The sequence below is a fragment of the Ruegeria sp. BE3 genome (genome assembly GCF_056538865.1).
The window spans coordinates 106,120-131,473 of record NZ_JBQFTW010000005.1 but is presented as its reverse complement, the minus strand read 5'-3'; the positions used below and the strand labels follow the sequence as shown (position 1 = coordinate 131,473).

The window sequence follows — 25,354 nt, the reverse complement described above, 5'->3', positions numbered from 1 at the left end:
TCATCTTTCATGTATTCGGAGCACCCCCATGTACAGAAAACTTGCGACAACCATCGCCACGGCCACTCTGATCGGCGGCGTGGCCTTTGCCGATCAACAGGCTGAAATCTCAACCTCTATCACTGACATCGCCGCCGGTGCGGATCGCCATGATTGGGCCCGCGTGCGCCGCGCGTTCGCCGACACTGTCACCACCGACTACACCAGTCTTTGGGGTGGGGAACCGGCGACGCAACCTTCTGATGACCTTGTGGCGGGTTGGGCCGCTTTCCTGCCAGGATTTGACAGTACGCATCACATGGTGACCAATCACACGATCACCTCGATATGCGAAGGCTCCGCGACAGCTGATGCCGACTTCACGGCGACGCACCGGATCGACGATGATCTTTGGGTGTTGGGCGGACGCTACAGCTATGAGCTGCAAAAATCAGATGACCACTGGGTTGTCACCTCGATGACCATGACCGCACTGTGGGAAGCTGGCGACCGTGGCCTTGTCGCCATTGCTGGCGAACGCGCCGCTGGGGCGAATTGAGAGAGAAGACCATGACCAATCAACGCATCGCACTCGTGACCGGAGCCAATCGAGGCATCGGCAGAGAAGTCTCTCGCCAACTGGCACAGGACCATGGGATGAAAGTTCTGGTCGGCGCTCGTGATCTGGAAAAAGGGCGGGCTGCGGCGCAGGACATTGGGCATGGGGCGGAAGCCCTGCAATTGGATGTATCCAATCCGGACTCGGTCGTAGCCGCCTTTTCAACGATTGCATCCACCTATGGGCATCTCGATGTCCTGGTGAATAATGCGGGCGTGGATTACGATACGGATCAGCAGGCCCATCGCGTGGATCTTGAGCGCGTGCGCCGCGCGTTTGACACTAACCTCTTTGGCCCCTGGGACACCACAATCGCCGCGGTATCGCTCTTGCGCCGCGGAGAGGATGCGCGGATCGTCAACGTGTCTTCAGGAGCGGGGGCGCTGACCGGCATGTCCTCTGGCACGCCCGGCTATGGTATTTCCAAAGCTGCGCTGAATGCGCTGACCCTAAAAACCGCTGCGGAGTTGAAACCCGAAGGCATCCTCGTCAACGCAGTTTGCCCCGGTTGGGTGGCCACGGATATGGGCGGCGGAGGACGTCCGGTGGCTGAAGGTGCAAAAGGTGTCGTCTGGGCGGCAACCTTACCAAATAACGGCCCGACCGGTGGGTTCTTCCGCGACGCTATCGCGATTGATTGGTAGGCCTATCCGGGTGCCATGAAATCAATCAGTTTCCGGACCCGCGCCGGCAACAGGCGGCGGCCAGGATAGACTGCGAACATGCCTCGTGTCAGAGGCACGGCATCCTCGACCTCCAGCCGGTGCAAGTCGCCGCCCACCATGTCCCGAGGCAACATTGCGACACCCAGATTGCGTCGGGCAGCCTGAGCGATGACGTCAAGGTCGCTTAGGCTGTGGACGATATGGGATGGCTGCAATGTCTCCCGGGTCTCAAGCACCCAGGGTTGCCCCGCAGCCAGCGCAGGCAATCTCAGAAGCTCCTGCCGCGATACCGGCCCGCTCAGCCCACGTTCTTGGATGAAAACCTTCCCGGCACAGAAACAGTAGGGAACCGACCACAGCCGCTTGGCGACCAGACTGGAATCAGTCAGGGGACCGAGCCGAAAGGCCAGATCGATATTGTCACGAAAGAAGTCCAGCATCATGTTTGTGGTGGTCAATTCGAGTTCCACGTCCGGGTTCTGCTCCGCAAAATCCAGCAGGCGCGGGCCTATGGTGGTACGGGCCGCCAGCGGAGGGGCGGTAATGCGGATGGTTTGCCGTCTTGTTTCATCCGCAAAGCCGGCGACACCCTGAAGCGCTTCGATCGGGTCCTGACAGCGATCCAGAAGGCGTCGCCCCTCTTCGGTCAGGCGAACCTGACGGGTCGTGCGCTCAAAAAGCTTGGCGCCCAGATGGTCCTCCAACTCAGCAACCCTGCGGCTAACGCGGCTAAGCGGTATGCCTAATCGATCCGCAGCTTTGGAGAAGCTTAGATGGTTGGCGACAACGGTGAATAGGGCAAGGTCATTGTAGATCATTATCCTATTTTTGAGATAATATCTTCTAAAATCAACTATTATTATTGCACGTGCTGACCTCTACCTTCTGCTCAACAGAAGGAGACATCTAATGCCTTATGCAATTGAGATTACCCAGACTGGCAGCCCTGACGTCCTGCGCGAAACCGACCTCGACATCTCAAAACCCGGTGCTGGAGAGATCCTGATCCGCAACCACGCTGGGTCCATCAACTTTATCGACACGATCATACGCCGGGGCGAGATGCCCGAGGGAATGATGCCCGATCTGCCGCATGTACCAGGCGTCGAAGGGGCCGGGGTTGTCGAAGCTTTGGGCGATGGTGTCGAAGGTTTCTCTGTGGGTGATCGTGTCGCGTGGATGGGTCCGATTGGTGCGGGCGGTTATGGCACTCATTCCGTGATCGGAGCGCCATATGTAACCCGGCTGGCAGATAACATCAGCTTTGAAACAGCAGCCTCGATCCCGGTAAACGCGATGACCGCATACCACATGCTGGTCAATCTTGGCGGCGCAGCGGCTGGCAAATCTGTGTTGGTTCACGCGGCTGCGGGCGGTGTTGGAACGATGGCCCTGCATATCGCCAAACATCTGGGCATGACCGTCATCGCCTCGGCCAGTACCGACAAGGTTGGTTATGCGCGCGCGCAAGGCGCAGATCACGTCATCGACTACCGCCAAGAGGACGTCGCCGCGCGGGCGATGGAGATCACAGGCGGGCGCGGCGTTGACCTGACATTGAACCCAATTTCAGGCGAGACCCTGAAATCTGACCTCGATGCGTTGGCGCCACTTGGTACGGCTGTGTTGTTCGGTTTTCTCGCGGGCCCGCCTGCTGGCAGCTTTGCTGAAGATCTGGCGAAGCACTTCCAAAAATCCGTCGCTGTCCGGGTTAGCGACATCTACACCTATTTCGTGAACCAACCCGACGCGTTCAGTGCGGATTTAGCGACTGTGTTCGAACTGCTGGAGACCGTCGTTCTGCGGCCTCAGATTACTGCGTTGCCGATTGCCGAAGCGGCCGAGGCCCATCGCCGTCTGGAAGCATGCGAGACTACCGGCAAACTTGTGTTGAGCATCGACTGACCCAATCAGGCAAATCGAAAGACAAGGACCAAAGAAGTGAGCACAGTTTTCGAAACGGCCCTCGCGGGCAAACACGCCGTCATCGTCGGCGGCAGCAGCGGAATGGGGAAAGCAACGGCAAAAATGGCCGTTGCGCTTGGGGCGCGTGTCACGATCGCTAGCCGCAGCCAAGTCAAGTTGCAGGTCGCTGCCGGGGAAATCGGCGGCGGGGTGCAGATCGCGCCAGTGGATACGACCGACGAGACAGAAATGAGATCCTGGGTTGCGGGCCTTGGCAAGGTGGACCATCTGGTGATCTCCGCATCCAGCGCCGCGCACGGGGCCTTTGTAGAACTGCCGACCGACGATCTGCGCGCTATGTTAGAGGCCAAATTCATCGGCCCTTATGTGGCTGCGCGCGAAGTGCTGCCGGTATTGAGCGCTGGCGGGTCCATCACGTTTTTCTCCGGCGTACTCAGCCGTCGCCCGTCCGCAGGGGCGACAGGTCTTGGTGCGGTGAACGCTGCGGTCGAGGCTCTGACCAAGGGGCTGGCGCTGGAACTGTCTGGACGGGCACGGGTGAACTGCATCAGTCCCGGCATGGTCGCTACGAAAGCCTATGCCGCAATGCCGGACCAGGCGCGAGACGACATGTATGCCCAGGTCGGCACCAGCTTGCCCGTCGGACGCGTCGGAGTGGCGGAGGAAGTTGCGCAGGCCGTTATCCTGGCGATGACAAATGGCTTCCTGACCGGTGCCGTCTTGGACGTAGACGGCGGCCATCTGGTCCGCGGCTAAAACCTGAACCAAGCCCGTGTAAGGAGTACACCATGCCAAAAACAGCCCTTGTAACAGGCGCCAACCAAGGTCTTGGTCTGGCTTTAGTCAGAGCCTTGGCAAATCGTATGGCGGCAGACGACACCGTCTACCTTGCCGCCCGATCCGAAGAACGCGGACTGGAGGCGGTGTCAGAGATGGGGGCAACTCGAGCGCAGCTGCGGTTTCTGAAGCTGGATGTGACAAATCCGATTGTGATTCAGGCAGCGGTCGATCATCTGAAATCGGCTCACGGCAGTATCGATATCGTTGCCTCAAATGCAACTGCGCGCATCTCGAAAGACCGCACTCAATCCCAGCAGGTGCGCGGTTTTGTGGAGACGAATAACCATGGTTCCTGCAATCTGTTCGAGGCGTTAAGGCCGCTAATAAATGCGAATGCGTGATATGTGGTGGTTGCATGTACGTTTGGGCAACCGCGGAGGTTCTGTCGCAAACTTAGTTCCCACCTGTCAGGTCAAGCTTAGTTTTGGTAGCGCATGCTCCAAATTACAGGAGCAGACCGTGACAATTTCATGCAAGGGTGCACACTTTCCGAAAGAAGTGATCTTGTATGCTGTTGTCTTCGTTCTCCGATACCGCGTGTCTTACCGGGATCTAGAAGAAATCATGGCAGATCGTGGTGTTGAACAGGATCACACAACGCTGAACCGATGGGTGAACCGCTATGACGGTCTAATAGCTGATGCTTCGCGGTACAAAAAAGCGTCCTGCCGACCGTTCATGGCGCATGGATGAGGCTTATGTGAAGGTGAAAGGTGAGTGGGTTTATCGCTATCGCGCCATCAACAAACACGGGAATACCCTCGACTTCATGCTATCCAAGCGCCGGAATAAAGCGGCGGCGACCAAGTTCTTTGCTCGTGCGCTTGAGGCGAAGGGTTTGCCACGGAAAATCGTCATCGACAAAAGCGGTGCTAACGCCGCTGGCATCAAAGCCATAAACAAGATGCTGGAAGGCTTTGGCTGCCCTGTACCAATCGAGATGGTGAGCGGAAATATCTCAACAACATCATTGAACAAGACCATCGCTTCATAGAACGTCGGATCAGGCCAATGCTGGGTTTCAAGTCTTTCGATTCAGTTGCATCTGCCCTAGCTGGTATCGAACTGGTCAACATGATCCGCATAGGTTAATTCACACCCGGACTCTCCCCGTTTCAGCAGTTTGTTCAACTGGCAGGATAATCAACCCACCTGCGCCATCTCTCCAGCCTTCAACGAAAATTGCGACAGAACCGCCATTGCGCTCCGAATTCAGCGTGAAAATACTTCTGAAAAGTATTTTGAACGCGAGCTTGCCGCACATTCACACACACGTTGCATTGCCTTACTTGTCTCTTTGCCGATCAACCCGTCTATTGGACCGGCATAACGTGCTTCCCAATAAAAACTCAGAAGTCTCTGCATCTCTTTGGCGGTATCTTTGTCCCAGTCCGAAGCGGAGCGTTCAAGAAGTAGGCTTTCGCCGTTGCGCAATGCAGCGTAGTAGTATTTCGCCGCCTGCTCAGGATTTTTTTTAACGCCGTAACCTACTTCGTAATTCCATCCGGCTTCGACATTGAAGCGGCTCTCGCCGCTATCTGCAAGTGTGAGGACCCAGAAAGCATAGCGTTCTGCGTCTTGTGTGAACCCACTGTTGCCGGAATAAATCTGAACTAAACGGCGTTGAGCGTGCGTATCGCCTGCACTAGCAGCGGATTCAAAAAGCTCTGTGGCTTTTTGTCTTGTGTTCGGATTTTCATGGGCGAAGTATTCATTTGCAAGACGATTTTGTGCTGGAACACTCCCTGCTTTAGCGGCACGGTCAAGAAATTCTAGACCTAATGTTCTTTGCTCTTTTGTGGACCGCGTATTGGATACCAAGCGGTGGCCAATTTGGAACATCGAATCTAGGTCACCGGCGCTAGCCGCGATTTCATAGTAGTACATTGCCTTGTCATTTTTTGGAGCGGAAGATCCAGTCGCCCCACTGAAGTGATCGCCAAGTATTTTCGCAAATTCTGCATTCCCTCCACGCGCTTCCGTTTCGAAAAACAAAATACCTTCCTCGACATGCGCATTGTTTTCACTTTGCAATAACAATTTTCCCAGTTTTACTCTGGCCAAAGCATGACCGAGTCTGGTCGCTTCTCTGAAGTTACTAACGCTAGCTTCAGTATTTCCACCGAGCAACTCCACCCGCGCAAGATTATAAAAACTGCGGGCATGCTGTGGATGTCCTTCAGTCGCAATTTTACAGGCAAGTATCGCTATTTCGAGTTCAATGTTTTCGTCAATTACTCCGGGCGAGCGGTTCGGCTTGGATAAATCGTCTGGGTCTGATGCCAACTTATCGCATGCCAATACCAACGGACTCTCGGTCAAACGAGGATCTGATGCTTTTGTTTCTTTTTGCTGAGTGGTTTGGGTGGCTGGAACCAAATAAAATTCTCGATCTGGTAACGAACCATAGGTGTACGGCTCTTGGTAACCATCCGTCAATGACAGTACAGAAGATCGTACCTTGCGAAAGAGCCGCCCTATTTCGAGCCCCGGCTCTTCAATGTGTTCTAACAACGCCTGAGCGTAAGGGCTATTTCGACCGTCGCCGTCCAGCGCTAACGTACCTGCGCGAGCGGCGTATCCAACCAAAACGCCACCGGGGTCGACCCGGCCGAGCCCCCGACCAATCGAACGTGTCGTGGAAGTCCGTGTCATGTTCGTTAGGAATGGATTATTCCGGCATGCATCCACAAGAACCACTTTCAAACCGTTGGTGACGGCTATGGAGTTCACCACCGTATCAAGGCGAATGGCCTCAAGTTCAACGTCGAGGTCACTTTTCAGCTCCGCGTTGACCGGAACAAGGAAGTTGGTGTTGTCGATTTCGATCCCGTGCCCGGCAAAGTAAATAAGCACTGTTTCGGCATCTCGTGCGACTAGCGCAAAGTCGCGAACCGTCAGGCGCATCGTGCGATAATCCAAATCAATACCTTCGGTTACCTCAAAACCAATACGGCCAAGTGCCAAAGAAAGGTCTCTTGCGTCGTTAGCAGCATTAGGGAGATTGGAAACGTGCTGATAATCGGAATTTCCTATCACCAAAGCGACTCGCTTACTTTCCGCTGCGCTCGCGTTTGGCATGAAAAAAGAGACCGTTGCAAAAACTATGGCCCAAAACAAATTAACAAACACCGGCATCGTAGTACTCACACACAATCAAGTTAGACGGCTAGGAAAAATCAAACGATGATCTGGACCAAAACTATTTCTTGTATTTCATCCAAATGCCTGAACGATCTCCATTGAACCAAAAAGCCAACAAACTAATTATACCGAAGATAGTGAAACTATCAAAGTGCTTGGGATCAGGACACATAGCCAATAAATGACGAGTGACGCTAGTGCGATGACTGATAGGAAAATCTGTCGTATCTGATCGCCACACTGTGCTTATCTTTCAGCCTGCCGAACATGATCTCTAGACGCACAATGGACCTCTGGAGTTCATGTGCTCTTCAATACCGCTAACCTGAGCGACTTGACTCAAGTTTTGCGGTGATGCTGCACATCCGATTTTCGCTGTCGTTTCGGAATGTCGAAAAGTTTGCTGCACGAGCGAGGCATAGACGTATGCCACGAAACTGTCCGATACAGGTGGAACAGATTCGGCCCGATATTTACTGTTAAGATCAGACGGAAGCGTATTCAGCGGCTGCGCGCGTGCTCCAAATGGAAGTGGCGTTTAGATGAGGTTTTTGTGAAGGTGAATGGCAAGCGGCATTCTCTTTGGCGTGCTGTTGATAACGACGGGGAGGTGCTGGAAGCCGTTGTCACTAAACGCCGAAATAAAGCTGCAACACTGAAGTTTCTCTAGAAATTAGTGAAGCGCTATAGTTTCGCCGGTGAGATTTTGACCGACCGTTTTGCATCCCAAAAAGGCTGCGCTTAGAAAATTGGGTGCACTCAAAGTAGGAAGGGCAGGTGACTCAACAACCGGGTCGAAGACTCGCACGTTCCGACGACGCGAACGCGCCATGCAGCGTTACTGGTGCATGCGAAGTTTGCAGAAACTCATCGTCGTCCACTCCTTCGTCTACAACCATATCAACCAGATAAGATCCCTCGCTAGCCGAGACACATTCAAGCTGACACACACGGCCTCTCCAGCCGAGTGGCGTCAACTCTGCCCCGGATAGGTTCACAGTTTCCACAGTAAACTGAGACTGGTTCAAACTCGTCTGACATCCCCCTTTTGATCGCTGGCAAAGGGCGACCGGTATCCCGGCATCAGAACAATATTGTCGCTACCTAGTGTCACTGTTCTGGCGGGATCCCGACCGTGTAATTTGAACTTGGACGGTGCTGTGGCGCAAAGTTCGCGTATTCCCTTCTCAATCACTCAGAGAATTCCTGCAGACTTAGCCAAGGGGCAAACCCTTCGCTCCACCCAAGGCCAGTTCGGCAAAGCCTTTTTTCGTGGATGTGACGATAATAAAACGTTGAAACTCTCAATACAAAATGGCCAAGGCTACTCGGGAACACGTCCGCCGAGTTCAACCACTTGAATTTCTGTTTCGCCATCATCGTGAACGAAACTTGCAGTCACCGGCCATCGTCGTTCAGTATCCGCAGTTTTTGCCGTCGCCATGGTCATACAAATGGGACGAAACCCATCGGCATCCGGTGGTAAGGTCTTGATCCAGCTTTCCAGGCGCGCAGCGACATTTATCGTGTCGCCGATGACATTGTAGTGCATGGATCCGCTGACACCCAGTGTGCCCCCGATCGCGTCTCCGCTGTTCAGCGCAATGCGTAGCTTGTATGCACGTTGATGTTGAAAAGTGTTGTTCAGCGATGCCACGGCGCGGTCCATGGCATAGGCGCAACGCAATCCAGCTTGCGCGTCCAATTGCCTTTGCTCTTGTGTATCACTTGGAATCGGCGCGCCAAATACGACCAGAATGCCGTCTCCGGTGTATTTCTCAACAAAGCCACCATGCGCGCGGGCGATCTCTCCCAGCCGATCCAGAATGCGCGCGATCCACGCCATGAACTCTTCAGCATCCATTGCATTCCCGGCGAGAGTCGACCCTTCGATATCCGCGAGTAGCGCGGTGACAAACAACTGGCGTGATCTGGGCTTTCCACCGGTAAGAAGATTTCTTCGCTGTTTCCAGAGCTCGGCTGCCAATTCCTCGGACAGATGCGTTGAAAACACCTGTGCGATGGCGCGTCTCTGATTGCGTGAAAAGCCCGAGATAATCCCGAAGCCCAATAGAAATCCTAAGGTCCATCCCAGCAGGGAGGGCGCAACAGGCATTAGTAACGCAAATTTTTGAAAAAAGGACAATCCGACCGTTAGCAGAATGCCGCCTGTCCCAGCCACTAAGACGGCATTGCCGGTGACTCTGACGAACACCGACGCACAAGCCCCGCAGAAGACTAAAGCAAAGATGACAATGGTAGAAATCTGGCTGCTTAGTGCACGCAATGGAGTGGCCAGACCGTTGAAGTAGTCAATCAACTGCTGGACGATGGCAGCGTGAATTTCGACACCAAACGTAAAACTCGCCCCGGTCGAGCGGTTGAGCGGTGTGGAAAAGTAATCTTTCACGGAATGGCTGGTGACACCGATAATCACGGCCTTTCCTTCAAAACGGTTTAGATCGATTTGGTCCAGAATTTCTGCGGCGGGGACACTGTGTGCAATTGGCAGTGCATTCTTGTAGGAGATGATGATTTGATAGCCGGACGTATCCACGTTGCGAAACAGATTTGCGCCTGGTGCCAAAGGTTTTGCAATCGTATCGCCAAACATCAAAAATCGCGGATTATTGGGATCGCTTTTCAATGCGGGTTGTCCGGCGTGGGTTGCGGCCAGATGCATAGGCAGTGACAGGGAAATACCATCCTGCGTATTGACCAGCAGCAGGGTGCGTCGGGCAACGCCATCAGGGTCAATTGGAATATCAGCGAACCCCGTTTGCGTGTCCGGTGGCGCAGCAATGCCTGCAGTCTCGCCATCCTGTAGTTTCGAGATCACGAAAACTCTGGGATCGCTCAGAACCTCAAGCAAAGCGTCCCGACCTTCACCTGCCGGAACGTCCCTGTAAATGTCCACACCCACCGTAGTAGCACCAGAGGCGAGCAAGGTGCTTACAATCTGCGCCAATTGGCGATCGGGAACAGGCCAACCCCATTCGCCCAAATCTCTGTCGGTGATGGCTGCCAGATAGACGTCTGTTATAGGTTCATCCACGGCAAAGGCCGATGTTGTCCAGTCGTATTGGAGAAGCTCAAGTGGTTCGAGCACGCCTTTTTGCCGGAGTTCGATCAGAGGGATGCCGACAATCAGTGTAATGACACAGACCAAAACCCAACGTTGCCAAACCGGCATAAGCGATGACGTTCTCTGCCATGCGTGCCTTTGACGCTTCAATGTCACTGACCCACGCCAGCTGAGTTCAACAATTGTTCGAGTTCAGCAGGATCCGTCACCTGAACTCGTCCGCTGAGGCCTATATCCACAAGTTCAGAAAGCGCGTCGAACCACAGACCATCTGCAGCTGGGGTGTCGGATTTAAATACTTCTGGCACACGCTCAATCAACCCTGATGATCGTTTGACTACCGCGTTGGTGTTTGGATCGAGCAACTCAAGTTGCCAAAGGTAAACCCGGTCAGTGTCCAGCAGAAGATTTGACCTGCTGAGGTCCAGACCATAATCGCCGGGTGGGAATGGACCCCCGATGTGTAACTCTGTTGCAGTCATCCCGAATGGACCCAGCTTGACGATTATATTGCCACGATGACCTTGGGTTAGCCGCCAGATCAAAGGCGGAAAGGCCTGAGTTGTTAACCCACCGTCTGTTGGGACCAGTAGCAATAGGTCAGAAGCCGCATCCGACAGTATATTCCGGGTGCCTGCGCCCATTCGATCCTTTGGCGCGCCGATCTCCGGAGGAATAAACACAATTTCCGATGACTTGCCGGTGTTTTCGTCTTTGCCGGAAGCCAGTGCAAAACCACTGAGAAACAGGTCGGCAGCCAGTAGGAAGACAAAAACAGCTATTGATACCCAATTCCACGACACAAGGCGCCCCGCGAAGAAAATTGCTAATGAATCCGCTATTTGAAGGTTTAGCGTATGCTTGAAATTACGTTGAGTCCAGATATCGGTCTGTTTCGCTTCAGCTGATCTTAAGCTCGGTGACCGGGCAACTTTGTGCTAGAATAAGGATCTGTTTGGTTCAGAGTTGAGTCAGTGCCCATGATTCCTGAAAGCAAATGGCGAAGCGGCGTCTGGTGTTTTTCGGTGGTTTGTTTGCTCTTGATCTTGCCGTTTTCGGCAGAGGCTAAGGGCGAGCGCGTCGCGCTTGTAATAGGTAACTCCGCCTATCAATACGTCCCGGACCTACGCAATCCGGCCAATGATGCCAAGGACATATCCAGAGCGTTACAGCGCATTGGGTTTGAAGTTACACAGCATCAAAACCTGAGTTACACAGATATGCGCATTGCATTGCGTGATTTTGCCGAAGTCGCAGCCGATGCAGAAGTGGCGCTTGTGTATTTCGCAGGACATGGAATCGAAATCGAGAACACAAACTATCTGATACCCGTTAATGCTACACTGAAAAGTGACCGGGATGTAGAATTCGAAGCCATTCGTTTGGACGCTATCGTGAATGCCATTGCTGGCTCATCCGCTCTAAATATCGTGATTGTTGACGCATGCCGAAACAACCCATTTTTAGCCCAGATGAAAAGGGCTTCGAGCACTCGTTCAATCGGGCGGGGACTGGCCGCGGTTGAACCAGGAGGTGTCGTGGTCGGATACGCGGCCCGAGGTGGGACTCTGGCGCAGGATGGCGACGGCCGGAACAGCCCTTACGCGCAGGCGTTTCTGGAACATGTTGAAGAACCGGGTTTGGAACTTGGTAAACTGTTCCGCAAGGTGCGAGATCGCGTGTTCGCGCTGACCGACGGGTATCAGGAGCCATTTGTCTATGGCTCCCTACCGGGCGAGGACATTTTTTTGGTTCCAAAGGTAGAACAGGCTGCATTGCCCGCGCTGGGCCTTCAAGAGGCTGACATACCAGTCGTACAGCCACAGGAAACTCGGGAAAACGCGCTGGCAGCGGCTATGAAAGTGAACACGGTTAGGGGGTGGGATTTGGTTGCCAGGTCTTATCGCACAGCAACGTTATCCGAGCCCGAAATGCTGAAACGGATGGCCCAGATCACACCTGCCTGGAGCAGAAAGAGCGGACGGTTCGATGAGGTAGAAGCCGCGCTCTTGCCGGGTCCTGCCCGAAAAACGGAAGTACAAAAAAGTCTTAACAACGCAGGCTTCGAGGTCGGCGCGCCCGATGGTGTTTTTGGGCCTCGAACCCGATCAGGCATCAAGGCACTTCAGGCCAATTTCGGGTTAGAACAAACCGGATATGTCGATCTTGCCGTCCTTTCCAGCCTGGGGATCAGGCCGCAGGCGGACGCGGGCGCGAGCTTTATCAGTAATCCCTTTGCTGTTCGCCAGAATGTATCCGAGTTGGAAGTGTTAGGCGAATCCGAAGAAGTCACGAAAATTCTTGGCTGTTTAGGCCTGCGCAAAAGCGTCTACGGCGCGTTTCGCGGTAACCTATACGTTGCGCTGGTTTATTCAGGCAGCGTGCAGAGTGCGCGCAGCGAGGCGCAAAAATGTGGCCTGGATTTGGCCGCAATCACATCGGCTGCGGAGAATGCGTTCATCGTCCGGATGATTTCAAGTGACCCGGCTTTCTTTGAAGTGGGATACGATAGCAAAACGAAAATCAGTTATAAGGCCGGACCCTATTTCGGATTCAGAAAGGACCCCAAAGAAGACAGTGCCATCATCGGATGGCGGTGGTTCAGCGGTGAGCCAGTGAGCTATACTAACTGGTTGCCATCCAAGCCAAACAAAACCCACGGCAAAGGTGGCAAATCATTTGCCCAATTTCAGTACGAAGCGCGCGGACGGCGCGATCTTAGCGACGTGACGCCGACAAAATGGTTCGATGGCTCTGGATCTAATGCGCGTTCCGTGGTTTTGGAAGGTTCTTTGAAATAACGAGTTTTTGCCCAAAGAGTTTCAGCGAAACTGTTTGTTTTTCTACTGAGATTACGCCGGTAACCGGATCAGCATTTTCGTTTCAATAAGGATTTGAGGTAAAGTTTACCAGCCTCAATTTGCTCCGGTTGGGGCGATTTGTTTAACAGTTCTTTTCAATATCCGTTCAAGATTCTCTTAACTCCATTATGCTTTGCGATTTGATTTGCGGTTTCGCACGTTGCGCACGCGGACATCAAACGGGTTGAGAATTCACACCTGCCACTCCGACGACGAGAACGAGCGATGTTGCGTTTCAGACAGATGCGAAGTTTGTAGAAATTCGCCGCAGTTCACTCTTTCGTCTATAACCACTTCAACTAGGAAAGATCTCTCACCCACAGAGGTACTTTCAAGCTGAAACGGTCCGCCGCTTCAGCAGAGTGGCGTGATCCTTTTGACGTGAAAAGGGCAGCGCAATTGGCACACTTGAGACTGGTTCGAATTTGTCTGACAGCACCTTTGGCAAAGTGATGAACTCGTCGCTTTTCTTTTGTTCCGCCAGAACCCCTAGTTTCGCAAACGGCTGCTTTTTGGGGAGCGGCGTTGCAGAATTCGGCTTCACTTTGACGATGGGGTTGGGCAAAAAAAATTGTGCCAAATCAACATTCTTTGGGCAACCCGCATATCTTTTCCTACCGGTTTGTCGATAGGTGCCGGAGTGTTCAATTTCCTCTAGAAGGCTTGCGGAAAGGTCTTGCTTCTCCGCCCTTGCCTTTTTTGCTTTTTGAACGCGGCGCGTTTGAGACTTTGTTACCGGTCTTGGGAGGCGCCTTTCGTGCTCTCAGAGATTTGGATGTGTCGGAGGCGTTCTTGTCTTGTTTTTGCCGCTTCTTATCCTTCGCGGCGGGCTGTGGTTTTGCCTTTGCTCGCTCGCTTTTCGGTTGCGTCTGCAGACCCTTGTCCTGCTTTGACTTGTCTTCGTTTGCTCGTTCATTCGATGTGCTTGCAGCGGATTTTCCTCTACCCTTTAGGCGCTTGAACGCATTCTGGGCATCTTGGTCGGAAAGCTCGGAGCCGCGCGCAGCTTTCGTCGGATTGCCTGAACGAGGTCCTCGTTTTTTGGCTGTGTCGTTTGATGAATAAGGTGCCGCGGGCGGCCCCTTAGGTGAGGCATCGAAATCTGGTGTGCCCGCCAGCTCAGTCAGCGTCGCACCTTGTTCTATGGAGAGCTCGGCCCCCAACTCTTGTTTCAATGCGGGCACTGCATCATTGGCAATCTCGACAAAGGTCTCTTGGTATTGAACGCGGATTGCGCCGATCGCATCTTTGGACAAACCCGTATTGCGGCACAGCATTGGCAACAACCAACGCGGCTCTGCACGCTGCTTGCGCCCCAAAGAAAGTGAGAACCAAGTGCTTGGCCCAAACGCCGCGCGCTTGTCAGTGTTGCGTTTTTCGGATTCCGGCGTCGCGCTGAGTATCTCAGGTGCGGAGTGGCGCTCTCGGTAGAGTCGCAAATAGGCTGCCGCGACCTGCTCTGGAGTCCTTCCGCTGAGCAGCCGCTCTGCAAAAGCTGTTTCCTCGGCACTTGGCGGCTCATCCAAGGCGGGATTGGAGATTATGCGTTCCTCTTCCCGTGCGAGCACCTCATCCGCAGAGGGCGGGGCGCCCCATTCGGCTTCCAACTTGGCTGTCTTCAGCAAGCGCTGCGCCTTCGCGCGTTGCCGACCCGGCACGATCAGGATGGACGATCCCTTGCGCCCGGCGCGGCCTGTGCGTCCAGAGCGGTGCAGCAAGGTTTCCGCATTAGAAGGGAGATCTGCATGGATCACCAACTCCAGCCCCGGAAGATCAATACCGCGGGCGGCCACGTCCGTCGCAACGCAAACTTGCGCTCGCCTGTCACGCAGGGCTTGCAGTGCATTGGTGCGCTCTGTCTGGCTGAGCTCCCCTGACAATGAGACGACAGCAAATCCCCGGTTGGAGAATTTCGCGGTCAGCCGGGCAACCATGGATCGGGTGTTGGCGAACACAATCGCAGTCTGTACGTCGTGATAGCACAGCAAATTGATGATCGCTTTTTCGATGTCCGATGGCGCCACGTTCAAGGCGCTATAGGTGATGTCCGAATGCTGTGCTTCTGAATTTCCAACCTTGATCCGCTGTGCATCTTCCTTCTGGTAGGTCTGGGCGAGCTTGGCAATGCCGCGCGGAACGGTGGCCGAGAACATCAAGGTGCGCCGGTTCTGAGGTGTTTGATCAAGGATGTATTCAAGGTCTTCAGCGAAGCCCATGTCCAGCATTTCGTCGGCTTCGTCGAGGACGACGGTCCGTAGATCGCTCAGATCGATCACCCCGCGTGTGATATGATCGCGTAGCCGTCCAGGGGTGGCGACCACGACATGTGCACCGCGCTCGAGCGCCCTGCGTTCAGTGCGCGCATCCATACCACCTACTGCCGACGCAGTGACTATCCCGGCCTCAGCAAACAGCCAGTCGAACTCTCGCCGAACCTGCAAGGCCAATTCGCGCGTGGGTGCGATGACCACGGCCAATGGCGCCGCTGCTCGGTCAAATCGACCGTGCTTATCGAGAAGCTCTTCCGCCATAGCCAGCCCGAAGCCCACGGTTTTACCCGAACCGGTTTGCGCAGAGACAAGCAGATCTTTTCCTACCAACGCTTCGTCTGACACGGCCTCTTGTACAGGCGTCAAGTGTCTATAGCCTTTTTGAGACAGCGCTTCGGATAGGGTTTTAGGGAGGGCAGAGAAATCTTGCATGGGTCACCAAATGCGGGGAAAGACTTGGCGATAGTGGTATTTGGTTCAGATGTATAGCCCGTAATGTGCGCCCGAAAGAGAATGTATCAACCACAGGAAACTGGCTTTCGCGACCGCCCAACCAATGGTTGCTGCGTTTTAACCTTGTGAATTAGGTCGGCGGTTGTGTCGCAAACATTGGACATTGGTTGACCTAATCACGTGTCTTGGTTCTTTTGCTTTGAAATCAATTGCGAGCAGGTTTCAGTGTGGTCTCTTTGAAAGGCTGCCACTTCCCCAAGGAAGTGGTTTCGTATGCTGTGTTCTTCTATTTGCGCTACACAGTTTCCTATCGCGATCTTGAAGAAATCATGGCTGAACGCGGCGTGCGCCTAGGTCATGCCACATTGAACAGGTGGGTTGCCAAATATTCGCTGCTGATCGCAGCGCGGGCGTAATCGAAAAAGCGACCAACGCTGAGTTCTTGGCGCATGGACGAGACCCACCTGCGTGTTCGCCACATTTGTGGGTTAGATCTTTCACATTCGCGTCCGCAACTCTGGACGGCATTGAGGTTGCCAACATGATCCGAAAGCAGCAATTCCCCAATATTACGACGTCTGGAATTCGGCTTTTTGCCGAAATCGGAGGATAGGAGTGTGTAGCAAATTGCTAGTGCTGGTCGTTCCAAAAGCTTGCGACACATCTGGCAGGTTTGGGCAGGGCGTGCGAAATTGATCACACCCGCCTCGATGGTCGAGCGGCGCGCTCCGTCCCGATCGCGTAGAAGGGCGCGCTTTTCATGGTGCAGAACACGCTAGTATCGCCACCCATCGTGAACTCGGTCGTCGCCCCACGCCCCTGCACGCGGATTTCCGACAGGCCTTTGCCACCAGATCCATCAACAGGGTGCAGTCGATCTGCACCTGGTCACCTGAAACATCCGCTCCGGCCCGCTGCCAGCGGTCCAGCGCGACGGGATCGTGACAATCAATCCCGACCGCCCTTTTACACGCGGCACGACACCCCTCCGTCGACGGTGATTTCGGTACCAGTGATATAGGATGCGTCATCGCTGGCCAGAAAGACGGCGGCATTGGCCACGTCCCAAGGGGTGCCCACGCGACCCAGCGGGATGCGCGCGGCGCGTTGTTTGTCCAGCGCGTCCCAGTCGATTGTCGACGGGTCATCCGTGTTCTGTTCGGTGATGTTACGCGCCATCGGCGTGTCGATGAAGCCGGGCAGGATTGCGTTGGCGCGCACCCCATGCGGGGCCATTTCCGCCGCCAGATTGCGGGTGAAGGAAATGATTGAGCCCTTGGTGGCGTTGTACCCGATGTAAGGCGTGCCCAGATACCGCAGCCCGGCGATCGAGGAGATATTGGTCACCACCCCGGCCCCGCGCTCAACGAAATGCAGCAGTACATGTTTGGTGGGCAGGAAGACCGCTTTCATGTTCACATGAACCAGCAGGTCCCAATCCTCGACCGTGCTATCCATCGCGCCGCCGGTTTTTAAGATACCCACGTTGTTTTGCAGAATGTCGATCTGACCGAATTCGGACAGGCATTGAGCAATGGCGGCCTTTACCTGATCTTCCCGCGTCACGTCTGCCGTCAGGGCAATGGCCCGTCCGCCGTCCTGCCGGATCAGGTCACAGGTTTCCTCGGCGGCGTTCTCATCCAGATCCAGCGCAGCGATGGCGGCCCCCTCCTGTGCCAGCCGGATGGCCGTAGCCTTGCCATTGCCCATGCCGCGCTTCATCGAGCCCGCACCCGTCACCAAGGCGACTTTCCCTGTCAGTCGCGCCATGTGTTACCCCTCGTTCGATTGCAAAAAGGCACTCATGCCGCCGTCGATGGCCAGCAATTGCCCGTTGATGTAGGATGCCGCCTCGGACATCAGGAACGCGACCGGGGCCGCGATTTCTGCAGGCTCGGCCCATCGTGCCGCCGGGGTCCGGTTTTCAATCCGGCGCACGAAATCCTGATCGCTCAGGATTTTGTGGTTCATCTCGGTCAGGACATAGCCCGGTGCAATGGCGTTGACGCAGATGCCATCCGCCCCGAAATCCGCCGCCAGAGACCGCGTCAGCCCAGCGATGGCCGCCTTGGACGAGGCATAGTTGCCGATTCCGGGCCGCGGGTGCGTGGCCGCGATCGAGGACACCGAGACGATCCGACCCCGCTGCGGCCCCGGATTGGCCTTCATCACCTGAGCTGCCTCACGCGCCAGTACGAAAGGCGCAAAGACATGCAAGTCATAGATGGACCGGTAGTCGTCGATAGTCTGGTCCAGCACATGCCCGTGATTGGTGATGCCAGCATTGTTGATCAGGCCCCAGATCGAACCGATGCCCTGCACCCAATCGGTGCAGGTGTCGAAATCAGTCAGGTCGAAGGCGGCTGTTTGCACAGTTGCTCCATCCGCGCGCAAGCTGTCCGCCGTGGCCTCGACTGCCTCAGCGTTGATGTCTTGCAGGCACAGCTGTGCGCCCTGCGCAGCGCAGGCCTGCGCCATGGCCGCGCCTAATCCGCGCGCAGCCCCGGTGATCAGAATGGATTTGCCTGCCAGCGAAAAATCTAGACCGGTCATGAAGCGAGCGCTGCATTATCGGCCTCAAGCGCGGCATTGACCGCAGGCATCACCTGATCGCAGAACAGCTCCAGCGAGCGCAGGGTGTTGGCAAACGGCATCGAGGCGATCTGCATGAAGACGCTCAGATGGGTGATGCCGAATTCTCGCGCCTCGGCCACGATGCGTTGCGTGACCTCTTCGACATCGCCGATGATGGCGCGTTGCAGAACTGTGTCGATGTCGGGCTCATTGTCGAAGGGCACGATCTTGAGGTCCGCGCCGTCCATCAGCGGTTCGGGGCGGCGCATGTTGTTGGCCATGCGCGCATGGATCAGAACCTGCACGGCCGCGGCGCGGGCATCGTCCTTGTCATTGGCGACGTAGACATAGCGCTGTACCGCAAACGGGAAATCATCGCCCATCAAGCCGTTCTCGGTCCGCGTTTCCTTGTACAGCCGCCGAGCGGTGCCCACGATTGCGTTTGGCCCGATGGCCGGGGTGGTCAGCGTTTCAGCCCCGTAGTCGATCATCTTCTGGCGCATTTCGGGCGCGTTGCCGACTGCGAGGGTGCGGATGCGATCTTGAACCGGCGCGATGGACAGCGCCGCGTTGCTGATCTGAATGTGGTCGCCCTGATAGTCGATCACGCCGCTATAGACGCCCTGTTCGATGCAGTCCCAAATCTCCAGCCCGCGCATCAGACGGTCATTGATCTCAAACCCGAACTTCTTGAATTCGCGCGGCTGATATCCGGTGCCCAGACCCAGTACGAGACGGCCTTCTGTCAACTGATCGGTCAGGCAGATATCCTCGACCAGACGCAGGGGCTCATAGAAAGGCATCACCACAACCGCAGGACCTACCTTGATCCGCTTGGTTTGCGCGGCCATGTGCGAAGCCATCATCAGCGGCGAGGGCGAGATGCAATAGTTCGATAAGTGATGTTCGGCGAACCACGCCACGCCAAAGCCTGCGTCATCAACCATTTTCGTCATGCTGCGCATCTGGTTAAACACATCTGAATGTGAAGACCCGTCAACAGGCTTGGTCATCAAGTTGAACAACGAAAATTCCATGTCCTTCGGGCTCCGGTCTGGCTGCTACATGTATTCCGCGCAGTTTGACGAAACGTTGACAAAGCACCAAATGGTGAATCCTTTATCAGCGACAAAGAATTTCTTATGGGCTTTGTGCCTCTTGCCTCAACCAGGTCAGAAAGGTCTGAACGCGGGGCTGTTCGACGCGGCGTTCGGGACAGATAAAATAGTAGGAAAACGGCCCCTCGACGGGCTCGAACGGCAATTGGACCAAAGCACCTGAGGCCAGCAGATGTCGGGCAATTACATCGCGCACTACACCGATGCCCTGACTGTAGAGAATGGCGTTCACTGTGGCGCTGCTGTCGCCGAAATAGACCCCGTGTTCGAACGCCGCCGGATCTCCGCCATTTATTTCAATCACAGCACGCCATTCATTGTAATTGGTGTCGTGCAGAAAGGGCCGGTCTGCCAGCGCGCCGATATCTGAAATGTCGCCCAACATCGCGGCAGTTTGCGCTGAGGCGACGAGCATGTGCTGTTCACCGAAAAGATACTCTTCATAACCATCCGTGTATCCGCCCGAACCCCAGCGAATGGCGACATCCGCATCCTCTTGCCCAAAGCCTGTCTTTGCCACGGTCGACAACGTCAGCAAGTCGACCGAAGGATTGGCCGCCACAAACCGATGCGCCCGCGAAGCAAACCATGTCGAGGCAAAGGACGGTAGCAAGCTGACCGTCAGCGTCGTCCGCCCGGCATCAGGGGCCAGATTCTGCACACATTCGCCCAGTGTGTTGAGGATCTCAGCCACGTCTTCGGCGAATTGTTCACCTTTTTCAGTCAACAGGATCATGTTGTTGCGACGACGGAAGAGTTTGACGCCCAAACGATGCTCTAACAGTTTGACCTGCTGGCTGACCGCCGGTTGTGTCAGGTTCAGTTCCGCAGCGGCCAGCGTGAAACTATGCAACCGCGCGGCCGCTTCAAAGGCGATCAGGGTCTGTAATGGTGGCAGCGAACGCCGCATACGATTGCTGTCAAAGCCAACCGGTTCAAGTTTCGACAATGCATCGGGCCGAAGATGATCCAGTTTGTTTCGAAGGGCACGTCGCATCGCAGACCTGCATAAGTTTTTGTTGGGCAGAGCTTAAGCAATTCGTTCTTGTGATCAAGGCGGTCGCCCTCGCACAAAGGTATGAGCCAGACGGAGGCGACGTGCTAGACACCACCGAAATCACATCCGCGATGCGCAAAGCGGTGATGCCCGTTACGATTGTCACCACCAGTGGCGAACACGGCACCGCCATCAGCGCGGTCTGTTCTTTGATGGCGGCTCCGCCCGCGTTGCAGATCTGCATTAACAAGAAAAGCCGTATTCTGAGCAGGCTGCAGAACACGGAGCTTACGCTGAATCTCTCGTTGATTGTCCGTCATGAAAACCTCCTCCTTCCCAAAACTGGGATTTTATCGGAAGCCTCCCGAGGGTCTGTATATGTCTTCAGATCTTAAACCGCCGATCTGTGTTTGTGCAATCCTTGTAGTCAATGCCATAGCGATGACCCAACCGGATACAACAGCCGCTGCTGTTCCCAACCAGACCCCGATTTCATTGAATCCCAAAGGGCCAATAAACACCCAGACAAAGAATGCCACTCCGAACCCCTGGCGATACAGGCTGATCCAGACTGTCCAGATCGGTTTCTTAAAGGCCTGCAGCAGCGAGTTGATCGAAAACAACATCATGTAGAAGGGCAAAATCAGGCTATCGACGCGTAAGTAGCTGACGCCGACACGGATCACTTCGGGGTCCGTTGTGAAAAGTCGCATAAGCAAGGGTCCGCCAAACCAGAGGATCGGGATCGCGATCAGTGACATGATGAAGCCGATGCGCCAGCAGTAGAATAGCGCGGCGCGTACTCTCTGATTATCACGTGCCCCAAAATTCTGAGACGCGATTGGCAGTAGAGCGCCTGTCACGCCCAGAATGGGCAGCAGCAAAACTTGTTCCAGACGAATTGCGATCGCGTACCCCGCGATGGCATGTTCGCCAAACAGTTTTAGCGCGAACTGCATGACGAAGGCCGACAGCAGCATGACCATGAAGGAAAGAGCAGTGGGTAGAACCTGTAAAGAGATTTCGGCAAACCGTTTCATGCGGGGAATGAAATAGGCGACACGCAATCGTTTCATCCGTCGCCTCCGGAGCACTTGCCGGATCAGAAAGATCATCACACCGGTCTGACTGATTACGGTGGATAAAGCCAAACCATCAAAGCCGATACCTGGGATCACACCCGGGATCCCGTAGATCAGAAGCGGGTTCAGAATAATGTTTGCCAGAAAAGCCACAATGAGTGCCCGCTGCATGGAAACAGCATCACCATGGGCCTGAAGGATACCGTTACAGCCATGGGCCAGCAGGAACCCCGGCATTGCTAGAAGCAGCCAATAGAAATAGCGTAGCCCCGCGTCACGGTATACGCCGGGTTCAGAAACCAGCTTGATCAGCAAGGGCCCAAACCACAATCCGGCCAGGGCAAGCAGGCAGGATGCAACAAATCCGTATGACATCCCTTGCGCTGCCAGTCGTCGCGCCGTTCTGTTGTCGCCTGCGCCCAAGGCATTGCCGACCAGAGCACTCATGGCGGCACCCAGTCCAACGCCCACCGAGATTGAGATGAAAAAGGCCTGAAACCCTAGCGCGAGCCCTGCTTGCGCGCTGGTGGACAGGAGCCCTGCAAAAAAGATGTCGACAATATTGTATAGCGTACTGAACAACATTCCGACCGCGCCTGGAACGGCCAGGGTCCGAAAGTGACTTGGAATGGACCCTTTGGTCAGTTCAAGATCGATTGCCTCCGCCATGTCATCAGGGCTTCACGGGCGCTCGGCTTGAACGGTCAGAAAGACAAACTTGCGGGTCAGAACATCTTCGAACCCATGGTTGAGCTCAGCGTCAACGCTGATCGAGTCACCGGCCGAGAGCGTAAAGCGGGCCTCGCCATATCGGTAGACGGCTTCGCCCTCGATGGCTTGCACAAAGACCACGCCATGACCCACATAAGTGGGGGGTGGGCCACCTTCGCGCAGCAGCGTGACGCGGCGCGCCTGAAAGCGCAGGTCTTTTCGTGAATGCAGTGCCAGATTGACATATTCGTGGCTGTGCCCCGCCGAGATGCGGGTCGATTTCAGTCCTTCACCGTGGCGTACAAGGGTGTAGTCAGTGTGGTCGGTCCGCGCCTCACGGAACAACGACACAATCGGGACTTCAAGCGCTTCTGCTAATGCAGCTAATGTGTCAATCGACGGGGAAACCAATCCGTTTTCGATGCGGCTGACCATGGCGGCGGAAATACCAGATTGTTCAGCAAGTCGACGCGCGGATTGTTTGCGGCTTTGACGCAGTTCCTTCAGCGAAGCACCAATGGCGCGGTCGATCTGTCTGCCCGGAGGGTCTCCTTGCATGATCCGTCCTTTCACTCGCTGCTGTAATACCCCACAACATCGCCTTTAGTCGTGACGCCAAGGCCATTTAACAATCGGTTGGCGTAGTTGAAATAACCAACGATCTGGTTGATTTCGAGAATTTCTCCATCCGACCATCCGGATTCCCTAAGGGCAGTGACATCTGATTCGATCATCGTTCCCGGTGAGATTGTCAGCTTCTCGGCATATCTAAGTGCTTCAAGATGGGCGCCTTCGAACGCCTCTTGCGGGCGTTGGGCTTTCAGTGCGGCTTCGATCTTGTCAGCGCGCGCGTCGTCGCCGATCAGGTGGCGCGCATTGGCCCAATGATTGGCGTAGGAATACGGGCAAGTGTTGAGTGTGGAGACGTAAGAGCTGATGACTTCCTGAAACCACATCGGAACGGTGTTGACCTGATCGTGAAGGCAGGCCCGATACAAAATCACGTGTCCTTTCATGGTGTTAGGTCGCAGAGAATGGACGCGCATGACATTGTCCACCGTTCCATGTGGCGTACGCGCCAGGTCCAGAGTGGTCCGCAGCTGCGCGTCGGCATCTTCGTCAGATATCATCCTGATCCATGCGGACATCCACAGTTCCTCCTTTGGTCACGAGCACAAATTTCAGGCAGTGTAATCCTTCGCTCTGACTTTTTTATTGACGAGTATTGCATATTAAGCAACCATATTAATTACAGTGCAACAACTTTGAGGAGTCTCTGGCTTTGGCCGACCGCTCCACGCAATCGCAGCGGCCGTCCTATACCGGCTGAATTGTGATGGTCGACCAGGCTGCGCAGCCGGGCGTGGTGCGCCCGTGATAACTTCAAACAACCGACCTTGGCGTCCCGAACCCAGACAGGCACGACATGAACCAAGCCACTCCGATGATCGAAGTGACCAATCTGGACAAGTTTTATGGCACTTTCCACGCGCTGAAAGATATTGATCTGACGGTGCATCAGGGCGAGAAGGTTGTGATTTGCGGTCCGTCCGGTTCCGGCAAGTCGACGTTGATCCGCTGCTTCAATGGTTTGGAATGGCACAATTCCGGTCGCCTCGTGATTGACGGGATCGAGGTCTATGACGGCGCCAAGGAAATTCGCGAACTGCGTCAGGAAGTCGGAATGGTGTTCCAGCAGTTCAACCTGTTTCCGCACCTGACCGTTCTTGAAAACCTTACGATTGGTCCGATGAAAGTGCGCAAAATCTCGAAGGCTCAGGCCGAAGAGACCGCGCGCAATTACTTAGAGCGTGTGCACATCCCGGAACAAGCGGACAAATACCCTGCGCAGCTTTCGGGCGGGCAACAGCAACGCGTGGCCATTGCACGATCCTTGTGTATGGAAACCCGGATCATGCTGTTTGATGAGCCGACCTCGGCGCTTGATCCCGAGATGATCAACGAGGTTCTGGATGTAATGGTCGAACTGGCCGACACCGGCATGACCATGGTCGTCGTCACACATGAGATGGGTTTCGCCCGTAAAGTCGCGGACACGATGGTTTTTATGGAGGCAGGGCGGATCGTCGAGGTCTCGCCACCTGAGCAGTTCTTTACCAATCCTTCCAGTGAGCGGTGCCGCCTGTTCCTGGATCAGATTCTGGCCCACTGAGCATGAGCGACCTGGGCATATCCGGACCAAAGGGTCAGCCGCTGCCAAGGCCGCCTATCCTGAAGCGTTTTTTCGACTCGGTTCTGATTTCGATTGCGATCTACGCCATCATTGTCGGGTTGATCTCATACGGTGCGTATGTTGGTGCGCAAAGCATGGGGTATAACTGGCAATGGTACCGCGTGCCGCAATTCCTGTATCGCAATACCGAGGTCGGGTTTGAATGGGGCGAAATTCCAATCGGGTTGGTTGCTACAATCAAACTGTCGGTGATATCGTTCCTGCTGGCGACAGCGATTGGTCTTCTCATAGCATTGCTGCGATTGTCAGGTCTTGTAATCGGATCAGCTGTCGCAGTGGGGTTTCTGGAACTGATCCGCAACATCCCATTGTTGGTTCTGCTATACCTTTTCTACTATGTGCTTGGCCCGATCTTTGGATTTGACCGCTACACCGCCAGTATTCTGACATTGGCGGTGTTCCACTCGGCTTTGATTTCCGAAATCTTTCGGGCCGGGATCAATGCGATCCCAACCGGTCAATGGGAAGCTGCGAAATCCATCGGGATGAGTCCCTATCAGACCTATCGCTATATCATCCTGCCGCAATCAGTGCGCTTCATGCTACCGCCGATGACCGGTGAGGTCGTTCATCTGATCAAATCCTCGGCGATTGTCAGCGTGATTGCGGTGGCCGAGCTGACCACGTTTGGCCGCAACATCATTTCCGATACCTACATGAGTTTCGAAATCTGGTTCACCATCGCTCTGGTTTATCTGGTGGTGACCCTGATCCTGTCGATCGGCGTGAGCCATCTGGAGAAGAAATATGCCGTCGACCAATAAAACTGAGAACTA

At 54.8% G+C, this 25,354-nt stretch carries 24 protein-coding genes and 4 pseudogenes; 13 read left to right on the top strand and 15 right to left on the bottom strand.

The genetic code is table 11. The annotated features are described in order from the left end of the window. Positions 1-28 precede the first annotated feature (28 nt). Entirely contained in the window at positions 29-538 is a 510-nt protein-coding gene (locus tag ACR0AZ_RS13615; RefSeq protein ID WP_480667659.1) for a nuclear transport factor 2 family protein, read from the top strand. A gap of 11 nt (positions 539-549) precedes the next feature. Further along, positions 550-1,242: an SDR family oxidoreductase gene (locus tag ACR0AZ_RS13610; RefSeq protein WP_480667658.1), complete on the top strand. Its 693-nt coding sequence runs from the start codon at positions 550-552 to the stop codon at positions 1,240-1,242. A gap of 2 nt (positions 1,243-1,244) precedes the next feature. Here ACR0AZ_RS13610 and ACR0AZ_RS13605 read toward each other — a convergent pair whose 3' ends face one another. Beyond that, positions 1,245-2,081 carry a LysR family transcriptional regulator gene (locus tag ACR0AZ_RS13605; RefSeq protein ID WP_480667657.1) on the bottom strand — a complete coding sequence of 279 codons (837 nt, stop codon included), beginning with the start codon at positions 2,079-2,081 and terminating at the stop codon, positions 1,245-1,247. Positions 2,082-2,172: 91 nt separating this feature from the next. Here ACR0AZ_RS13605 and ACR0AZ_RS13600 point away from each other — a divergent pair, with 91 nt between their 5' ends. From ACR0AZ_RS13600 to ACR0AZ_RS13585, 4 genes and pseudogenes are all read left to right on the top strand, one after another. Next, on the top strand, positions 2,173-3,168 hold the full coding sequence (locus tag ACR0AZ_RS13600; RefSeq protein WP_480667656.1) for a quinone oxidoreductase family protein: 996 nt from the start codon (positions 2,173-2,175) through the stop codon (positions 3,166-3,168). Between the two features lie 36 nt (positions 3,169-3,204). Next, positions 3,205-3,945: an SDR family oxidoreductase gene (locus ACR0AZ_RS13595; protein ID WP_480667655.1), complete on the top strand. Its 741-nt coding sequence runs from the start codon at positions 3,205-3,207 to the stop codon at positions 3,943-3,945. A gap of 32 nt (positions 3,946-3,977) precedes the next feature. Next, a complete protein-coding gene (locus ACR0AZ_RS13590) occupies positions 3,978-4,370 on the top strand; it encodes an SDR family NAD(P)-dependent oxidoreductase (RefSeq protein ID WP_480667654.1) in 393 nt (130 codons plus the stop codon). Between the two features lie 118 nt (positions 4,371-4,488). Further along, a pseudogene (locus ACR0AZ_RS13585) lies at positions 4,489-5,121 on the top strand (IS6 family transposase). Between the two features lie 120 nt (positions 5,122-5,241). On the opposite strand, the gene ACR0AZ_RS13580 reads toward ACR0AZ_RS13585, so the two are convergent. Then, complete coding sequence (locus ACR0AZ_RS13580; RefSeq protein WP_480667653.1) at positions 5,242-7,167, bottom strand: caspase family protein; 1,926 nt, start codon at positions 7,165-7,167, stop codon at positions 5,242-5,244. A gap of 357 nt (positions 7,168-7,524) precedes the next feature. Between ACR0AZ_RS13580 and ACR0AZ_RS13575 the strand changes: the two are divergent. After that, a pseudogene (locus ACR0AZ_RS13575) lies at positions 7,525-8,165 on the top strand (IS6 family transposase). A 32-nt stretch (positions 8,166-8,197) separates the two neighbouring features. Here the strand turns inward: ACR0AZ_RS13575 and ACR0AZ_RS13570 are convergent. The 3 genes from ACR0AZ_RS13570 to ACR0AZ_RS13560 form a co-directional block, all read right to left on the bottom strand. Then, positions 8,198-8,368 (bottom strand): trimethylamine methyltransferase family protein, encoded by a 171-nt coding sequence (locus ACR0AZ_RS13570; protein ID WP_480472188.1) that lies wholly within the window; start codon positions 8,366-8,368, stop codon positions 8,198-8,200. Positions 8,369-8,497: 129 nt separating this feature from the next. Further along, positions 8,498-10,366, bottom strand: a complete 1,869-nt coding sequence (locus ACR0AZ_RS13565; RefSeq protein ID WP_480472189.1) for a CHASE2 domain-containing protein — start codon at positions 10,364-10,366, stop codon at positions 8,498-8,500. A 44-nt stretch (positions 10,367-10,410) separates the two neighbouring features. Next, entirely contained in the window at positions 10,411-11,061 is a 651-nt protein-coding gene (locus tag ACR0AZ_RS13560) for a DUF928 domain-containing protein (protein ID WP_480667652.1), read from the bottom strand. Between the two features lie 177 nt (positions 11,062-11,238). Here ACR0AZ_RS13560 and ACR0AZ_RS13555 point away from each other — a divergent pair, with 177 nt between their 5' ends. Then, a complete protein-coding gene (locus ACR0AZ_RS13555) occupies positions 11,239-13,059 on the top strand; it encodes a caspase family protein (RefSeq protein WP_480472191.1) in 1,821 nt (606 codons plus the stop codon). Positions 13,060-13,299: 240 nt separating this feature from the next. Then, positions 13,300-13,488 (top strand): annotated as a pseudogene (locus ACR0AZ_RS13550) (IS6 family transposase); the annotation flags it as partial. Here the strand turns inward: ACR0AZ_RS13550 and ACR0AZ_RS13545 are convergent. After that, the gene (locus tag ACR0AZ_RS13545) at positions 13,451-13,684 is read right to left on the bottom strand and encodes a hypothetical protein (RefSeq protein ID WP_480472192.1); all 234 of its coding nucleotides are present in this window, start codon (positions 13,682-13,684) and stop codon (positions 13,451-13,453) included. The pseudogene ACR0AZ_RS13550 and the gene ACR0AZ_RS13545 overlap by 38 nt on opposite strands. 79 nt (positions 13,685-13,763) lie before the next feature. Beyond that, entirely contained in the window at positions 13,764-15,821 is a 2,058-nt protein-coding gene (locus ACR0AZ_RS13540; protein ID WP_480667651.1) for a DEAD/DEAH box helicase, read from the bottom strand. A 248-nt stretch (positions 15,822-16,069) separates the two neighbouring features. Between ACR0AZ_RS13540 and ACR0AZ_RS13535 the strand changes: the two are divergent. Then, a pseudogene (locus ACR0AZ_RS13535) lies at positions 16,070-16,318 on the top strand (IS6 family transposase); the annotation flags it as partial. A gap of 282 nt (positions 16,319-16,600) precedes the next feature. Here the strand turns inward: ACR0AZ_RS13535 and ACR0AZ_RS13530 are convergent. The 5 genes from ACR0AZ_RS13530 to ACR0AZ_RS13510 all read right to left on the bottom strand — a co-directional run bounded on the left by ACR0AZ_RS13530 (position 16,601) and on the right by ACR0AZ_RS13510 (position 20,531). Further along, positions 16,601-16,873, bottom strand: coding sequence for a trimethylamine methyltransferase family protein (locus ACR0AZ_RS13530; RefSeq protein WP_480561663.1), 273 nt, complete (start codon positions 16,871-16,873; stop codon positions 16,601-16,603). Continuing rightward, positions 16,809-17,612, bottom strand: a complete 804-nt coding sequence (locus ACR0AZ_RS13525; protein WP_480667650.1) for an SDR family NAD(P)-dependent oxidoreductase — start codon at positions 17,610-17,612, stop codon at positions 16,809-16,811. The genes ACR0AZ_RS13530 and ACR0AZ_RS13525 overlap by 65 nt, the downstream gene beginning before the upstream one ends. A 3-nt stretch (positions 17,613-17,615) precedes the next feature. Beyond that, positions 17,616-18,395: an SDR family NAD(P)-dependent oxidoreductase gene (locus ACR0AZ_RS13520; RefSeq protein ID WP_480472196.1), complete on the bottom strand. Its 780-nt coding sequence runs from the start codon at positions 18,393-18,395 to the stop codon at positions 17,616-17,618. Next, positions 18,392-19,453, bottom strand: a complete 1,062-nt coding sequence (locus ACR0AZ_RS13515) for an LLM class flavin-dependent oxidoreductase (protein ID WP_480667649.1) — start codon at positions 19,451-19,453, stop codon at positions 18,392-18,394. Before ACR0AZ_RS13515 ends, ACR0AZ_RS13520 begins: the two co-directional genes overlap by 4 nt. Positions 19,454-19,556: 103 nt before the next feature. After that, positions 19,557-20,531, bottom strand: a complete 975-nt coding sequence (locus ACR0AZ_RS13510; RefSeq protein ID WP_480472198.1) for a LysR substrate-binding domain-containing protein — start codon at positions 20,529-20,531, stop codon at positions 19,557-19,559. Between ACR0AZ_RS13510 and ACR0AZ_RS13505 the strand changes: the two genes are divergently transcribed. Next, positions 20,423-20,926 (top strand): flavin reductase family protein, encoded by a 504-nt coding sequence (locus tag ACR0AZ_RS13505; RefSeq protein ID WP_480667648.1) that lies wholly within the window; start codon positions 20,423-20,425, stop codon positions 20,924-20,926. The genes ACR0AZ_RS13510 and ACR0AZ_RS13505 overlap by 109 nt on opposite strands. Here ACR0AZ_RS13505 and ACR0AZ_RS13500 read toward each other — a convergent pair. From ACR0AZ_RS13500 to ACR0AZ_RS13490, 3 genes are read right to left on the bottom strand one after another with little or no spacing between them, the layout of a single operon-like run. Then, a complete protein-coding gene (locus ACR0AZ_RS13500) occupies positions 20,882-22,282 on the bottom strand; it encodes an MATE family efflux transporter (protein ID WP_480472199.1) in 1,401 nt (466 codons plus the stop codon). The genes ACR0AZ_RS13505 and ACR0AZ_RS13500 overlap by 45 nt on opposite strands. A gap of 12 nt (positions 22,283-22,294) precedes the next feature. After that, positions 22,295-22,882 (bottom strand): helix-turn-helix domain-containing protein, encoded by a 588-nt coding sequence (locus ACR0AZ_RS13495; RefSeq protein WP_480472200.1) that lies wholly within the window; start codon positions 22,880-22,882, stop codon positions 22,295-22,297. Between the two features lie 11 nt (positions 22,883-22,893). Continuing rightward, positions 22,894-23,472: a carboxymuconolactone decarboxylase family protein gene (locus tag ACR0AZ_RS13490; RefSeq protein WP_480472201.1), complete on the bottom strand. Its 579-nt coding sequence runs from the start codon at positions 23,470-23,472 to the stop codon at positions 22,894-22,896. Between the two features lie 278 nt (positions 23,473-23,750). Here ACR0AZ_RS13490 and ACR0AZ_RS13485 point away from each other — a divergent pair, with 278 nt between their 5' ends. Further along, on the top strand, positions 23,751-24,497 hold the full coding sequence (locus ACR0AZ_RS13485) for an amino acid ABC transporter ATP-binding protein (protein ID WP_480472202.1): 747 nt from the start codon (positions 23,751-23,753) through the stop codon (positions 24,495-24,497). Positions 24,498-24,499: 2 nt separating this feature from the next. Next, positions 24,500-25,342: an amino acid ABC transporter permease gene (locus tag ACR0AZ_RS13480; RefSeq protein WP_480472203.1), complete on the top strand. Its 843-nt coding sequence runs from the start codon at positions 24,500-24,502 to the stop codon at positions 25,340-25,342. Positions 25,343-25,354: the final 12 nt, after the last annotated feature.

Coding starts and splice junctions, on each gene's coding strand:
- ACR0AZ_RS13615 (WP_480667659.1), top strand. CDS start 29: ATGTACAGAAAACTTGCGACAACCATCGCCACGGCCACTCTGATCGGC.
- ACR0AZ_RS13610 (WP_480667658.1), top strand. CDS start 550: ATGACCAATCAACGCATCGCACTCGTGACCGGAGCCAATCGAGGCATC.
- ACR0AZ_RS13605 (WP_480667657.1), bottom strand. CDS start 2,081: ATGATCTACAATGACCTTGCCCTATTCACCGTTGTCGCCAACCATCTA.
- ACR0AZ_RS13600 (WP_480667656.1), top strand. CDS start 2,173: ATGCCTTATGCAATTGAGATTACCCAGACTGGCAGCCCTGACGTCCTG.
- ACR0AZ_RS13590 (WP_480667654.1), top strand. CDS start 3,978: ATGCCAAAAACAGCCCTTGTAACAGGCGCCAACCAAGGTCTTGGTCTG.
- ACR0AZ_RS13580 (WP_480667653.1), bottom strand. CDS start 7,167: ATGCCGGTGTTTGTTAATTTGTTTTGGGCCATAGTTTTTGCAACGGTC.
- ACR0AZ_RS13565 (WP_480472189.1), bottom strand. CDS start 10,366: ATGCCGGTTTGGCAACGTTGGGTTTTGGTCTGTGTCATTACACTGATT.
- ACR0AZ_RS13555 (WP_480472191.1), top strand. CDS start 11,239: ATGATTCCTGAAAGCAAATGGCGAAGCGGCGTCTGGTGTTTTTCGGTG.
- ACR0AZ_RS13540 (WP_480667651.1), bottom strand. CDS start 15,821: ATGCAAGATTTCTCTGCCCTCCCTAAAACCCTATCCGAAGCGCTGTCT.
- ACR0AZ_RS13530 (WP_480561663.1), bottom strand. CDS start 16,873: ATGACGCATCCTATATCACTGGTACCGAAATCACCGTCGACGGAGGGG.
- ACR0AZ_RS13525 (WP_480667650.1), bottom strand. CDS start 17,612: ATGGCGCGACTGACAGGGAAAGTCGCCTTGGTGACGGGTGCGGGCTCG.
- ACR0AZ_RS13520 (WP_480472196.1), bottom strand. CDS start 18,395: ATGACCGGTCTAGATTTTTCGCTGGCAGGCAAATCCATTCTGATCACC.
- ACR0AZ_RS13515 (WP_480667649.1), bottom strand. CDS start 19,453: ATGGAATTTTCGTTGTTCAACTTGATGACCAAGCCTGTTGACGGGTCT.
- ACR0AZ_RS13505 (WP_480667648.1), top strand. CDS start 20,423: ATGGTGGCAGCGAACGCCGCATACGATTGCTGTCAAAGCCAACCGGTT.
- ACR0AZ_RS13510 (WP_480472198.1), bottom strand. CDS start 20,531: ATGCGACGTGCCCTTCGAAACAAACTGGATCATCTTCGGCCCGATGCA.
- ACR0AZ_RS13500 (WP_480472199.1), bottom strand. CDS start 22,282: ATGGCGGAGGCAATCGATCTTGAACTGACCAAAGGGTCCATTCCAAGT.
- ACR0AZ_RS13495 (WP_480472200.1), bottom strand. CDS start 22,882: ATGCAAGGAGACCCTCCGGGCAGACAGATCGACCGCGCCATTGGTGCT.
- ACR0AZ_RS13490 (WP_480472201.1), bottom strand. CDS start 23,472: ATGTCCGCATGGATCAGGATGATATCTGACGAAGATGCCGACGCGCAG.
- ACR0AZ_RS13485 (WP_480472202.1), top strand. CDS start 23,751: ATGAACCAAGCCACTCCGATGATCGAAGTGACCAATCTGGACAAGTTT.
- ACR0AZ_RS13480 (WP_480472203.1), top strand. CDS start 24,500: ATGAGCGACCTGGGCATATCCGGACCAAAGGGTCAGCCGCTGCCAAGG.